Source organism: Paenibacillus ginsengihumi DSM 21568 (assembly GCF_000380965.1).
In the GTDB taxonomy this organism is placed as follows: domain Bacteria; phylum Bacillota; class Bacilli; order Paenibacillales; family NBRC-103111; genus Paenibacillus_G; species Paenibacillus_G ginsengihumi.
Map to the genome: position 1 here is coordinate 19,363 of NZ_KB905604.1, position 13,766 is coordinate 33,128.

Annotated in this window: 9 protein-coding genes; all 9 read right to left on the reverse strand. The window is 58.4% G+C overall.

What is annotated here, in order from left to right:
• Nucleotide 1: 1 nt before the first annotated feature.
• Entirely contained in the window at nucleotides 2–676 is a 675-nt protein-coding gene (gene cas6e, locus F591_RS0121320) for a type I-E CRISPR-associated protein Cas6/Cse3/CasE (protein WP_019536644.1), read from the reverse strand.
• A 3-nt stretch (nucleotides 677–679) separates the two neighbouring features.
• Entirely contained in the window at nucleotides 680–1,363 is a 684-nt protein-coding gene (gene cas5e, locus F591_RS0121325) for a type I-E CRISPR-associated protein Cas5/CasD (RefSeq protein WP_019536645.1), read from the reverse strand.
• Complete coding sequence (gene cas7e / locus F591_RS0121330) at nucleotides 1,360–2,460, reverse strand: type I-E CRISPR-associated protein Cas7/Cse4/CasC (RefSeq protein ID WP_019536646.1); 1,101 nt, start codon at nucleotides 2,458–2,460, stop codon at nucleotides 1,360–1,362. Before cas7e ends, cas5e begins: the two co-directional genes overlap by 4 nt.
• Before the next feature lie 13 nt (nucleotides 2,461–2,473).
• The gene (gene casB, locus F591_RS28685) at nucleotides 2,474–3,076 is read right to left on the reverse strand and encodes a type I-E CRISPR-associated protein Cse2/CasB (protein WP_019536647.1); all 603 of its coding nucleotides are present in this window, start codon (nucleotides 3,074–3,076) and stop codon (nucleotides 2,474–2,476) included.
• A complete protein-coding gene (gene casA, locus F591_RS28690) occupies nucleotides 3,048–4,715 on the reverse strand; it encodes a type I-E CRISPR-associated protein Cse1/CasA (protein ID WP_019536648.1) in 1,668 nt (555 codons plus the stop codon). Before casA ends, casB begins: the two co-directional genes overlap by 29 nt.
• On the reverse strand, nucleotides 4,690–7,509 hold the full coding sequence (cas3, locus tag F591_RS0121345) for a CRISPR-associated helicase Cas3' (protein WP_169445871.1): 2,820 nt from the start codon (nucleotides 7,507–7,509) through the stop codon (nucleotides 4,690–4,692). The genes casA and cas3 overlap by 26 nt, the downstream gene beginning before the upstream one ends.
• A gap of 543 nt (nucleotides 7,510–8,052) precedes the next feature.
• A complete protein-coding gene (locus F591_RS31675) occupies nucleotides 8,053–8,442 on the reverse strand; it encodes a hypothetical protein (RefSeq protein WP_156829652.1) in 390 nt (129 codons plus the stop codon).
• A gap of 164 nt (nucleotides 8,443–8,606) precedes the next feature.
• Nucleotides 8,607–10,040, reverse strand: a complete 1,434-nt coding sequence (gene odhB, locus F591_RS0121355; protein ID WP_019536652.1) for a 2-oxoglutarate dehydrogenase complex dihydrolipoyllysine-residue succinyltransferase — start codon at nucleotides 10,038–10,040, stop codon at nucleotides 8,607–8,609.
• Nucleotides 10,041–10,089: 49 nt separating this feature from the next.
• Complete coding sequence (locus tag F591_RS0121360; RefSeq protein ID WP_019536653.1) at nucleotides 10,090–12,945, reverse strand: 2-oxoglutarate dehydrogenase E1 component; 2,856 nt, start codon at nucleotides 12,943–12,945, stop codon at nucleotides 10,090–10,092.
• Between the last annotated feature and the right edge of the window lie 821 nt (nucleotides 12,946–13,766).

The following is a 13,766-nucleotide window of genomic DNA, read 5'->3' on the forward strand; positions in this document are numbered from 1 at the left end:
ATCATCCCCCCGCAATCGGCATGATCGTCATCAGGCCGCAGCCATACGCCTTAGCTCTCCCGATGCCGCTGGTCAGCGCTAACCGAAAGCGTTCAGCGTCTGTGATGGATAACACTCCTTCGAACGTGGCGGTGCGCAGTACAACACGATGTTGGCCTTGCGTTGCTTTGCGGAATGTTTTCCAATCAGTGTGAACGACATTAAATTCTTCCGGTTTCACGGCAAAACCGCAACCTTCTGCCCGCGCCATCAGCCATTGCTTTTGTTGTTCCGGGGTAACGTGTGCGAAGACTTTGCCTCTACCGGTACGTTCATCTGCTTCTCTGGCACTGCTGCGCACCGGATTGGCCCGCAAGCGAAATTGCCAGCGCTGGCCGTTGCGCAGCTTGTCCAGAAAAGGAGCGTACGCTTTCGTCTCTCCCTGTGGCTGGACGTCCGGATATCCGAACTGTTGGATCAAAGATGTCAAATCCGGCCGATCTTCACTCAGCAGGAGCAGACAACACTTGTCCGCCACATAATCCACACGCCACAGCAGCCGCTTGCGAGCTGATTCCGGCCTGGAACCATTCCTCGGGAAGCTGGATTCCACTGCCCCATGGATGATTTGGGGAGAAGCGAGGGCACGCTGCGTATCCCTCTTGCGATCATTCAATATCACCCGCGACAAGTACATCGACTAATCCCCCTCCAATCCCAGGAACGGATCATGATCTGTCGCCTGTTCAGGATGCCGCTCCCCGGCCGCCGTATCGGTCGGCATCGTCTTCTCCGCAATCCGGCGAAATCCATGCTTGCGATGTGCCGAATCATAAGACAGCGGGAGATCCCGCTGCACATAAGCACGCGATTCGCCTGGTTCAGCATCATAAACAAAACGCCACTGGGACGGCTTTCTGTCCGTCAACGGCGGCTCTTCCTGCAGCGCGGATAACAGCGGCCTTCCGGAACGGATGCCCAGCGACACCCGGCCTTCCGGAGGGCAGGAACGGCGTCCGAGAAACAGCGGATAGGCTGGCTGACGCAAGGCACGGTCAATCGCCGTCAGCTGCTCCTCCGATCCCTCCAGACCGACAAGAAACACGGCATCGGCGAGATAGTACCGGTGCGTTACATAGGCCAGCTTGTCCCGCCGGGCAGTATGAAAATCCCGCAGCAGCGCCCCTTCTCGATCCACCCTGACGCCAAAACGCAGCCGCAACAAATCCTCCACACTTTCATGACGCCTGCGTCCAAGCGCTGCCGCGATCATCCCGATGACACCGCTTTTCGTCGGCACCCGTTCGGTGCCCCTGCGTTCAAACTTGGCATCGCTCCCCCAGGACTGCAGCGGAGCCGCCAGCCGCAACAGCAACGTGCTCATAAGACATTCCTGCCAGCGGGCAAGTGTTCGGGCAGCGCTCTCGCCAAAGTATCGAGCAGTTCAGACAGCGGCATCGTGTCTCCCAACTCCGACAAAAATTCGCCGGTGACGAGCGACAAAACCGGTTCTCCGGCAAACTGCCCGTATACGTTGCGGGCATGGCGCACGAGGCGCCGGGCGGACGGCGCAACGTATCCTTCATCGCTGGCCGGCACCGGTTTTTCGTAAGCGCCCACCAGGTTGATCGGCTGGTCATTGCGCAAGGTGACGAGTACCGCGTCCGGCAAAGTCCGGTTGGCACACGAATTCTGCCTGCCTGTGGGCATGGAGCAGACAAAGGCGCGAACGAACTGCACCGCCGCCTGCACCGTATCTTCGGCCAACTGTTCCGCCAGCTGGTGTACCGCCACAGTGGCGTACCGATACATGGTGGACGAATTGAACTCCATCGTGCCGATATGACTCGCTCCTGTGCTGTCCTCCATAGTCAGATCATCCACTGCCGTGAAGTAATCATATTCGTTGCTGACCTTATGCGTCGACAAGCTGTGCGCAACTTGCGCCGAAGCATCCGTGTTCAGGGAAGGATCGTCGGCCACCATACGCCCGAACAGCGCTACGTCGATAGCAGGATGGTCACTTAAGGCTCTGGCGATCTTTTTCTTATCCTCTCTGGACAAACTTCCCTTCAGGAGTTCCGGTTCCTGCGCGGCGAGTTGAGCCAACGCCCCGGCTTGCGACCGGCTGAGAAAAAACAGCGCATCCGTTCCTTTCTCCACCGATTTGATCTTGAGTCCGGCCGCCTCGAGGATTTTTTGCGCAGCGGCCTGGGGATCGTCTGCCGCACCGCGGCGTTGAATTTCTTCCGCTATCATGTCCACGATTTTTTTCGTGCGAACTCCCAGCTTTTCTTCAGGGAGCAAGTCCTTGAACATCACGCGGATGGCCCGTTTCCAGCTCTGCGAGGAGACGCGCGAGCGCGTCACGCCGCCATATGTGGCCGTTTTCGGACTTCCGGTGTCATCCCGATTGATGCAGCTGACCGGGACCGTTTGCAAGGCATGGACATCAAGATACAGACGGGTTGAATAAGACATGGATATCATCTCCTTATTTCTGATCATTGGACCCATTGTCGGAACGTTCCTGAGGCGGTTGCCAGTAAAATTGTCTTCCCCACTGGAGGCGAATACGGTCCCGTCTGATGGGATACTGAAAGTCAAACAGCTCTTTCGCCAGCAACGGATAATCCAGCTTGATGTCTTCCGCACGCAGCAACTGGACAAGCCCGCGCAGATGCCATACCAACTCTTCATAGCTGTCTGCCGTCACCGCGGCCAAGAAGCGGCGCGTGATCGCGGTTTCCCGCTCCGAATTTCGCCGGATCATTTCGCGCATGGCCCCTCCCAGTGTGGCGCCTGATTCGCTCATCCATTTCTCCTTTTTGCCTTGCTGATGAAGCGCAAATAACGTCAACGCCGTGTGCGCCGCCCGTTCGCCAAAACTCGGCTGTTCGTCGTTACCTTGCAGGCTCTCCGGCATCCCGTCGAGCGTCACTTCCCACAGCTCCGGCAGGCTGCCCGGTTCTTTGCCGACACCGCGGCGAAGCTTCGCCAACGTTGCTGCAAGCCTCGACTCATTGTTGATATGGGACAGGCGGGTGATGCGTGCCTGAACGAATTGACTAATTTGCCCTGCTTTGGACGGTTTCACCTTTCTTCCCTCCCTTCAATGTATTATGGTTGGCAGTTCGATACAGAAATTGATTATATGCTTGCGGGACCGAGTAACGGATCTTCTGACCATTTTCTTCAAAGGACCGCTCCGCATAAGCGCGCAAGCCGCATTGCTCCACCAACTCTCTCCCCAATCCGCGGACGATGCGCTGGGCTTGCTCCCACCATTTGGCGGACATCTCATCTGGATTCTGTGCAGGGTCGATCTCTTCCAGAAGCTTCCGGAACGGCCTGTCCAACCGATAGTACGCTTGTTCCCGAGCTTCGCTCGCCGTGCGGCGAAGGCGATTCGCATCGCTGTCTCCCGTCACTCTGGCAATATTTTGCGCGAGCTGGCCGACTTGTCCGACCAGCAGCTCGGTCGTTTCGATTTCTTGCAAAATGCGGCCGATCCACCGTTCCTCCATGAGGTCGCCGTCCAGCAAATCTCCATGGAAAGCAATGCCGTCGCTGAACACATCATCGATGAAAAAATCTTTGTCGCCATACTTGACAGCGGCGATTTGGAAACGAAACAGCGGACGGTTGACAATTTTTCGATTATTCAACTGCTTTACCCAACTGACGACCCCGGGGCTGCGATGACCGCTGCTGTTCGCGAAGAGTGCCGCAAAATCCCGCCAAACTTGCCGCGACGGATCGTGACGGCGAGGTTTGTATTCTTCGGGCCCGCCGCCAGATTCCTTGCTTTTCCGCCATACGGTCATCTGTTCGGCAAACGCATTTTCCGGCGGAAAGAAATCGCCGCCGAGCAGCGAATACCCGATGACTTTGCCGCCGCTCCGCTTCAGCTGCAGGCGGCGCGACTGCAGCGTAAGAAGTGCTGCCGGATGATTGGGCTGCGCGATTTCGCAGCGTTCTTCCGTTCTAACTTCATTCTGTTCCCATATCGCATCGCCCTGTTCCCACAGGGTCTGTCCGTCACGCAGCAACGTGAGATTCAACATCAGCGTTTCGAACAGATTGTTCCCGACGGCAACGACGAGCCCCAACTTGCCAAGCCATCCCGCTCCCGGGCTGGGCAAGTTCTTTCCTTTCGGTTTGGCTGACGTGTCGTCATACCCGTTGACATACAGCAGCCAGCGTGCGGCTTCCGCATAGGTCAGCCAGCCCTTGGTCTCCCCGCTGCGGGAAGAGAACAGGCGGATCTTGTTGCCGCTCTCGGCCAGTTCGCCGTTCAACTTCGCCGCGGAATAGTCCGTCGCCTTATCCAGGCCGGGCACCTGATAGAACGGGCGTTCGGGATGGAACAACCAGAACCGGTCCTCAAAGTGTTCCAGATATTGCCGGAGGATCGGATGGGAAAACTGCCCGCCTTCCCATACTTCCTGCCAGCGCCGAAATGCGGCGGCCGGAGTAACCTCAGCAGAACCGTCATCAAACAGCGGCTCGGAAACTCCCTGCAGATTGAACTTTCCATATACACAGTGCAGAATCGCCAGCAGCAGACGCAATACCGCGATATCCTGCGTCGGCAGCTCGCCGGCCAGGCCGCGAAACTGATGGGCTCGCGCAAACAGCTCGAGCAGGCCGACTTCTTCGGTGAATCCATCCTCTTTCATTACGACGATCCACGGTTCCCGCAGCAAATTAAACTCCGCCTTCTCCGTTGTCACTTTCCACAACTTCCCCCTTTACGGTATAATCCAGCCCGAAATCGGGATGGTAGGTTAAACGGTAGTTGCCGAATTCCGCCTGCAAATGTTCGTCCAGAATCAGAAACAGTTCGCCGCGCAACCATGACGATTGCTGCCATGCTCCCAGCAGTTGCCTGTTCGACTGTCTCAGACGTTCAATGTTGGCATCCAATTCCTTGGGCTTTCCGCATACAGCGGCGGGCAGCCGTACACTGCATTGAGCAAGCTTGCGAGCTATCTCCTCGGACGGTTCACGATGCCGGTCCAGCTCCGCCCCATTTTCGATCCAGGGCAGGAAAGCGACACCGCCGGAGGCCGTCCATTGGATCAGCAGCACTTCGATGGAGTCCTCAGTATCGCGCACCGCAGCCTCGCCTTTTTGGTCCGACACATCGGTGTTCAGCCATCCGATCATATTCTCCATGCCCATGGGGGCACACATACGAAACGCGTCTGCCTTGTTTCTCTTTTTTTCCAGCAGCAGGCGGTACTCGGACTCCGCTTGCCGGCAAGCTTCCGTATCCGGCAGGAGAGAGCAGCGCAGATCGTACACGTCCTGCACAAGATGGGGAATGTCTTCCGGCAGCGTCACGCGCTGGGGGAGACGAGCCTTCGTCCGCATCAGTAAATATTTACTGTATATCTCGGCGCTGGCGCTGTCCAACTCGTCTTGGCCCGCTCCTGTGACGAAACATAGAGGCTGTCGCAGCCGCGGCGGCCGCGGCCGGTCATGCCGATGCAGCCGTCCGATGCGCTGCAGCAGCAAATCGATCGGGCAAAGATCCGTGATCAGCACATCGAAATCGATATCGAGCGATTGTTCCAGCACCTGCGTCCCCACAACGATGCGCAAGGAAGGTCTGGTTCGACCGAAGCCTGGCTTCCCCAACTCTTGCCTCAATTGTTCTTCTTTCGCAATGCGATCCGGCGTCAAAAATCGCGAATGCACCAAGTGTACCGCGTCATCGCCGAACCTCGTCTTGAATGTGCGCGCCAGTTTCTGCGCCCGGCGAACCGTGTTCACAATCACCCCGGCACAGCCGCCGTCAGCCAACCATTCCGATAATTTATCGGCAATCGCGTCATCGTCCAGCCGCACGATCTCGACCTGTTTCCGCGATTCGCCCGACGGTACCAATGCCTGCCTGACTTCTCCGCCGTCCGTGTAGGTGATCAGCGGATAGGCACGGCGGACCACCCACTCCGGTGTTTCGGTCCGGGAGGACGGATCGGGCTGGTCATCGCTTGTTTTTTCCTCGAATGGATTCCAAACTTTTCGCTGTCCTGCCGCCTGAAGCTTCTTGCCGCAATACGCTTCGACCACCATCTTCCGCTTCTCCGCCGGCAGCGTCGCCGACAGCACAACGACGGGAACGCCATATGCCCCCAACCAATTCAATGCCCGTTCCAGGTAACAATTCATATGAGCATCGAACGCATGACACTCGTCGATGATGACGACCTTGTTCGCCAAGCCCAAATGGCGAAGCATCACATGCTTCTGCTTCAATGCCGCCATCAGCAGTTGATCGATCGTGCCGACGACAAAATCATCCAGCATGGCCCGTTTGCGTCCGGTAAACCACTCGTGGACATATACGCCGGCCTCCTCATCCTCAGCGATGTTCCACCCGTTGGCGAGGTTTTGAAACATTCGATTAAACTGCGCCTTGCCGTGCATCAGCCGGATGGACTGCGCTTTCTCCGTCTCCAGCCGCGACACCCATTCCTTAACCCTGGGAAATATTCCGTCCGATGTCGCTTGCGTCGGCAGGGCAAAAAACACTCCTCTGCGGTTCGTCATGTCCATCAAAATCTCGGCGGCGACGAGCGCGGCTTCCGTTTTCCCCGCCCCCATCGGCGCTTCAATCACCATGATCCCGGGAGCACCGACTTGTTCCAGCACTTGTCTGACGGCGTCCTGAACCGGATACGGCGACCGGATGCCGAATCGCAATTCATAAAGGTCTGCATGCTTCCAACGGTGGCCTGCCTCAAATGGAATGAACCCCAGCTGCTTCCACGCCATAGCCGCTCTCTTCCGCGAATCCGGCATCGAAGTATCGCCCAACCGCATATAGGGAAAAAGGCTCGGATCACTGGCGATCCAGTCCGCAACAATCAGCAAGCCGCTGAACAACACCTGCGCGGCGGCGTCCAATTCGGGCAGCTCTGCCGCCGTGCTATATCCCGCCAGCGCCAAAGCATGCTCGATCAATTCATGCTGCACTTCATGCCACGCTGCCTCATTGCCCATGTCATAATTTTCCTGATATATCTCGAAATTGTTCAGCAGCAGGTTCACATCCGGCGGCTTGCCGTGGTGTGCACCGAGAACGACGGCTGTACTGACAGGACATCCGGCATTGTGCAGCAATACTTGTGATGCCAACGCATGCGGCGTCTTCTCGCGATACATAAAGCGGCTTTGGCGTTCCAGCGGCAGTCCCGAACGGATGATCTGATCAAAAACCGGTTCATCCAATTCCCGGTTCCCGCACTCCATAGAGGCAAAAGCGGGCGAGGCTTTGCCGAGATCGTGCACCGCAGCCAAAAACACCAGCAGTCTTTCCGCATCTTCTTCCGTTCCGCTGGCTATTCCTGACGCCAATCTCCGTTTCACTCCGGCGGGCACCCATCGAGCCCATAATAGCCGCGCCGCTTCCGCGGTATCCGACAAATGGACAGGCAATGGCAGCCACAAAAGGTCGCCACTGCGCGATTTTTTCGCCCACAGGCTTCGCGCTTTGCTTGAAAACAATGATTTATTCACGATCAATCCCCTGCTTTCCCTATGATCGCCGGCTTATTCGGCGCTTTTTCGCCCGGCGGCGTCGCCAGGCTCTCGGCTTCGTTGAACAGGTTCTGCTCGAGTTGATCTGGATTCAGAGACGGTCGCATTCCATATTATCGCATACCATTTTGACAACTGCTTGTCAGGAATGGACGTTCGTGTTGCGGTTTTGGGATATCCACCATTTATTTCTATTATATCAATATTTGAGAATATAGCAATATTTATTTATAAGAAAATAAAAACTAATATTAGTTTTTATTTTCTCGAGATATTTATCTCCACCTACATGCGGGGAACACATACTAAAAGAAAATCCCTACTTCGTGTGAGTAGGGATTTTCGCCCCCGCATATGCGGGGAGCATGGATATACCCTTAATCAGAAACTGGAACCTAATCGGATCACCCCTGCCATTGCAGGGAACACATCGCAGTTTCAGTATGAGCAATCCTATTATTTCTTCGCATCACTTGGCCTAGTGGCGGCCCGCGAATTCCTCATTGGCGTTCGAACTCCGCGCTAGCGCTGTCCCTCCCCGGAAACACCGGTCACATGAGGCGCAAATCCTGCAAAAAATACAACATTTCTCGTATCCTTCGCACTAGATGCGGGGGATTGTTGTAATTCGTGCAACATTTTGGGCGAATTTGGCTTTAAATCTCGGAACACCGCCCGAAATGTTGCACTTTTTGCAACAATGAGCGGCATATGCGGTTTATCCCCCCGTTTTTGTTGTACAAAATACAACATTTGCTGACTCTCTTGAAAATTGGGCGGTATCCAATGTGCCGAATTGCAGCAATTCATCTGTAAATTCAGTGTATCCATTTCCCAGAACAATTGCAACCACAATGGTACTGCCGCCCATTGCGACACGCCATAACAGTCAGCCCCCCATTCCTTTCCCAAATACAGCTGCTTCCTGCCTTTTCACAATATCGGAAGCAAGCGGCCCCGTCAAAGCTGCATTCACGAACATTGGATAGACATCTATGACGGGCGCTTCCTTCGTCGTCGGTCATCGTCCGCGATACTGGAAAATTCGCCGAAGGGCTTCGGCGAATTTATCCCTGCTATCCCTCAAGCAGCAGCGTCTCCGGATCTTCCAGCAGCTCCTTGACGGTGACGAGAAAACGCACGGCCTCGCTGCCGTCCACTATCCGGTGGTCATAGGAAAGCGCAATGTACATCATCGGGCGATTTTCCATCTTCTCCTCGTCGATGGCGATCGGCCGCCACTGGATCTTGTGCATGCCGAGGATGCCGACCTGCGGGGCGTTCAAAATCGGCGTCGACATGAGCGATCCGAACACGCCTCCGTTCGTAATCGTAAACGTCCCGCCTTGCAAATCGGCAAGCGCGAGCGAGTTCGAACGCGCCTTGGCCGCCAGCTCCGCGATCCGCTTCTCGATCTCGGCGAAGCTGAGCCGGTCGGCGTCGCGGACGACCGGCACGACGAGCCCTTCTTTGGCCGCCACTGCGATGCCGATATCGTAATATTTCTTGACCAGGATCGTCTCGCCGTCGATCTCCGCGTTCAGAAGCGGATACGCCTTCAGCGCCCCCACGACCGCCTTCGTGAAAAACGACATGAAACCGAGCCCTACGTCGTGCTTCTCCTGGAACGACTGCTTGCGGCGCTTGCGGATGTCGAGGATAGCCGACATATCGACCTCGTTGAACGTCGTCAGCATCGCCGCCGTCTGCTGCGCTTCGACGAGTCGGCTGGCAATCGTCAGCCGGCGGCGCGACATGCGGATGCGCTCGGTCGGCTTGGCGGCGGCCGGGTCGCCTTCTCCCGCGCCTGCCGGCGAGACTTGCGATGGCGCGGACGGCGCTCCCGCTGGCGACATTTGGGATGGCGCGGACGGCGCTCCTGCCGGCGGGGCCTGCGGCGGCGCGGACGGCACCCCTGCCGGCGACATTTGCGGCGGCGCGACATGCGCCGCTATCGGCGTCAGCGATACGCCTCCTGCGGAGGCGACATCGCTGACGCCGATTCGCCCGGCCGGGTCAGCCGGCTCCACCTGCCGCAGGTCGATGCCGCGCTCCCGCGCCAGCTTGCGCGCCGCCGGCGTCGCCACCGCCGGCAAGCCGCCCCGGGCGGCGGCCGCTCCCGGCGCGCTCGGCGCATGCGCGGCAGCCGGCGCCGTACCAGCCGCCGGCCGCTCCGCCCATACAGCCGCCGATCCGGCCTGCGCGCCTCGCGCCTCCGCTGCGGCTTCCGGCGCGGGCGCAGCTGCCGCTTGCGCTGTCGTCGTCTGAGCGGCCGCACCTTCGCGGATCGTGCCAATTACCTCGCCGACCTGCACCGTATCGCCTTCGGCTTTGCGAATCTCGGCGACGACGCCGGCAATGTCCGCGTTCAGCTCCAGATTCACCTTGTCCGTCTCCAGCTCAGCGAGCAGATCGCCCTGGCCAACCGCGTCGCCCACCTTGACGACCCATTTTGCAATCGTGCCTTCGGTTATCGATTCGCCCATTTCGGGCACCCTGATATCGGCCATAATGAACCGCACCTCCTTATCGATCTCGCGCTTTTTTTGGCACCGTCCGTCATTCAGTTTTCCCCTGCGCCAACGCCTGCTCCAGCAGCAGCTTCTGCTCGCGGGCGTGAACGTTCTGATACCCGCTCGCCGTGCTGGCCCGCTCGGGCCGCCCCGCGTACAGCACCTCCGCCCTCTCGGGAGCGAGATGCCGCAGATAAGGCTGGACGAAGCTCCATGCTCCCATGTTGCGGGGCTCCTCCTGCAGCCACATAAGCTCACGCACATTGCCGTAGCGCCGAACGACCGCCGCCAGCTCGTCTTCCGGGAACGGATAGAGCCGCTCCACGCGCACGACATGCAGCCAGTCAAACCGTTCCGCTCCTTCGGCCTCCATCGCTTCTTCGAGGTCGATGGCGACTTTGCCGCTGCACATTAACAGGCGCGTCACCCGCTCCGGTCTGCCGCCGGGGCCGGACGGCTCCAGAATCGGCATGAACTTCCCTTCGGCGAATTCGGAAGCCGGGGAAGCGACGCGCGGGTGGCGGATGAGGCTTTTGGGCGCCATGACGATCAGCGGCCTTGCCTCGTCCGACTCGGACAGCGCCGCCTGCCGGCGCAGCAGATGGAAATATTGCGCAGCCCGCGTCAGGTTGACGACCGTCCAGTTATTTTCCCCTGACAGCTGCAAAAACCGTTCCAGCCGCGCGCTCGAATGCTCCGGCCCCTGGCCTTCGTAGCCGTGCGGCAGCAGCAGCGTCAGGCTCGACTTCTGGCGCCACTTGCTGCGGCCGGCGGAGAGAAACTGGTCGATGATCACTTGCGCGGCATTGGCGAAGTCGCCATACTGCGCTTCCCAGATGGTCAGCGTCTCCGGCGCGTACACATTATATCCGTACTCGAAGCCGAGGACGGCCCCCTCCGATAGCGGGCTATTGTGAATGGCGAACGACGCTTTCGCTTGCGGCAGCGCGTGCAGCGGGCAAAATGTCTCCCCGGTCGCCGCGTCGTGCAGAATGAGGTGGCGATGCGCGAACGTGCCCCGTTGCGTATCCTGGCCGCTGATGCGGATCGGCTTGCCGTCCTCCAGGATGGTGGCGAACGCCAGCGTCTCGGCCAGCGCCCAATCGGCCTTGCCCCCCTCGTCCAGCGCTCCTGCCCGCCGTTCCAGAATGCGCTGCAGCTTCGGCAGCATATGGAAGCCTTCCGGCCGCTTCAGCAGCGCCGCGTTGATGGCGCGCAGCCGAACGAGAGGCACCGCCGTAACCGGCTCGGGCGGAGCGCTCTTGGCCGGCATGGAGGCAGCGCCCTGCGCTCCGCCGGCTTTCGCCTGTTCACCGCGGCGCATTTCCTCATAGGCTACCTGAAGCTTCACCAGCGCCTCGCGCTTCATTCGTTCCGCGTCCTGCTCGCTGACGACGCCTTCCCGGATCAACTGCCGGGCATACAGCTCGCTGACCGGCGGATGATTGCGCAGCTTGCCGTACATGATCGGCTGCGTCGTCTCCGGGTCGTCCGATTCGTTGTGCCCGTAGCGGCGGTAGCCGACCAGATCGATCAGGAAATCTTTGCGGAAAAGGGCGCGGTATTCGCAAGCGAGACGAACCGCCCGGACGCAAGCCTCCGGATCGTCCGCATTCACGTGCACAACCGGGATTTCGTACCCTTTGGCCAGGTCGCTGGCATAATGGGTCGAACGGCCGTCCTGGCTGTCCGTCGTGAAGCCGAGCCGGTTGTTGACAATGATATGAATCGTGCCGCCGTTGCTGTAGCCTCGCAGACGGTTAAAATTGAGCGTCTCCGCCACGATCCCTTCCCCGGCGAAAGCGGCGTCGCCGTGAATGAGAACGGCAGCCGCCTGACCATAATCCTGCGCCGGATACCCGGGCCGGCTTCGATTCTCCTGCGCGGCACGCGCATATCCTTCGACGATCGGATTAACGAACTCAAGATGGCTCGGGTTGTTCGCCAGCAATACGCGAATCGTGCGGCCTTCTTCCTCCTCTACGCTGCGATCGGCTCCGAGATGGTATTTGACGTCGCCCGTCCAGCCGTAATTGAGACCGGTCGAGCCTTCCGAGGGCACGAGATCTTTGTTCGGAGCATGATGAAATTCGGAGAAAATGATTCGGTAAGGCTTGCCGAGCACGTGCGCGAGCACATTCAACCTGCCGCGATGCGCCATGCCGATCAGCAGATGGCTGCCCCCCGCCTTGGCGATTCGGTGAACCGTTTCATCCAGCATCGGCACGAGCGCATCCGTCCCTTCGATGGAGAACCGCTTCTGCCCGACGAACGTGCGGTGCAGAAAGGCTTCGAACTGCGCCGTTTCGACGAGCCGGTTCAGCAGCATTTTGCGCTCTTCGGCAGGCAGCGGCTCGCCGCCGGACAATTCGCTTTCCACGCGGCGATTCAGCCATTCGCGCTCTTTCTCCTCGTGGACGTGGGCGAATTCGTAGGCCGTCGTGCGCGTATAGGCATGCCGCAGCCGCTCGACCGCTTCCTTCGCGTTCGCGATATCCCCAGGTGCGTACTCCCATACGAGGCGCGCCGGGACCGCTTCAAGATCGGAGGCGCTCAAGCCGAACGTTGCAGGCTCGAGCAGGCGGGTATCCGCCGCCGGACTTAAGTCGAGCGGATCGATATCCGCGGCCAGATGCCCGTAGGTCCGTATATTCCATACAAGGCGTACGGCGGCGGCCGCTTTCTCCAGCAATCGAAGCTCGCCCCCGCCTGGTTGCGCGGCAGCGGTCGCTTCTTGTCCGGCATCGTCCCGGCGGGAAGGCGGAGCTCCCGAGCGGTCGAACAGCTCCCGATAACTCGGCTCGACGGCCTCCGGATCGGCCGCATACCGCTCGTACTGCGCTTGAATGTAAGCGAGATTGGGGCCGGTATAAGCGCCCCAAGGATGTTGCATGCGGTTCATGGCCTCATTTCCTCCCCTGACGCGCAGGGCTGTTTACGGCGCCTGCACATTTCGGATAGATTCAGCTTTAACAATGCCAACCTTTTTACCATTCCACCCTTACAAGTTCAGTATAAGCGAGCAGAATCATATTATTAATTGCTTATTTTATATAACATCTATCTAATTTTGATATAGGTTGGACAATGGACAATGCTCGATTGCCGATCTTGAAAATAGCCCAGGCCCCGCGGCCCCTCCCCAGGCACATAAGACGACAAATCCTGCAAAAAATGCAACATTTTCTGTATCCTTCGTGCTAGAGGAAGGGTAATGTTGCATTTTGTGCAACAATTTGGGCGAGATTGGCTTCAAACCCGGGAATATGGCCCAAAATGTTGCACTTTCTACAACATTGTGCCGTTAATACGGTTTATCCCCCCTCTTTTGTTGTACAAAATACAACATTTGCGGACTCTCTTGAAAATAGCCTGGGGTGTGCAGCCCATTTTCATCCGCTAATGGTGCTGCGCAAGCCGCCCAAGCCGTGTTCATTTCAATAGCTGCTCCTTTCCTGGACTGTACTTTCATGCGCTGCCCCTTTCCTGGACTGTACTTTCATGCGCTGCCCCTTCCTGAGCCGTTCTTCGCGCTCCCACCGAAGCTTTCGAATCTCTAACGCTGGCGACAAACGCTATTTTATCCCCAATCTTCCTTCCCGCGGTCTGCAGCAAGCTCCGCCATTCTCCGACGAGGCGCTTCTGCCGGCATCACACCGTCCTCCCGACGAGGCGCTTCTGCCGGCATCACACCGTCCTCCCGACGAGGCGCTTCTGCCGGCA

Coding starts and splice junctions, on each gene's coding strand:
- cas6e (WP_019536644.1), bottom strand. CDS start 676: ATGTACTTGTCGCGGGTGATATTGAATGATCGCAAGAGGGATACGCAG.
- cas5e (WP_019536645.1), bottom strand. CDS start 1,363: ATGAGCACGTTGCTGTTGCGGCTGGCGGCTCCGCTGCAGTCCTGGGGG.
- cas7e (WP_019536646.1), bottom strand. CDS start 2,460: ATGTCTTATTCAACCCGTCTGTATCTTGATGTCCATGCCTTGCAAACG.
- odhB (WP_019536652.1), bottom strand. CDS start 10,040: ATGGCCGATATCAGGGTGCCCGAAATGGGCGAATCGATAACCGAAGGC.
- F591_RS0121360 (WP_019536653.1), bottom strand. CDS start 12,945: ATGAACCGCATGCAACATCCTTGGGGCGCTTATACCGGCCCCAATCTC.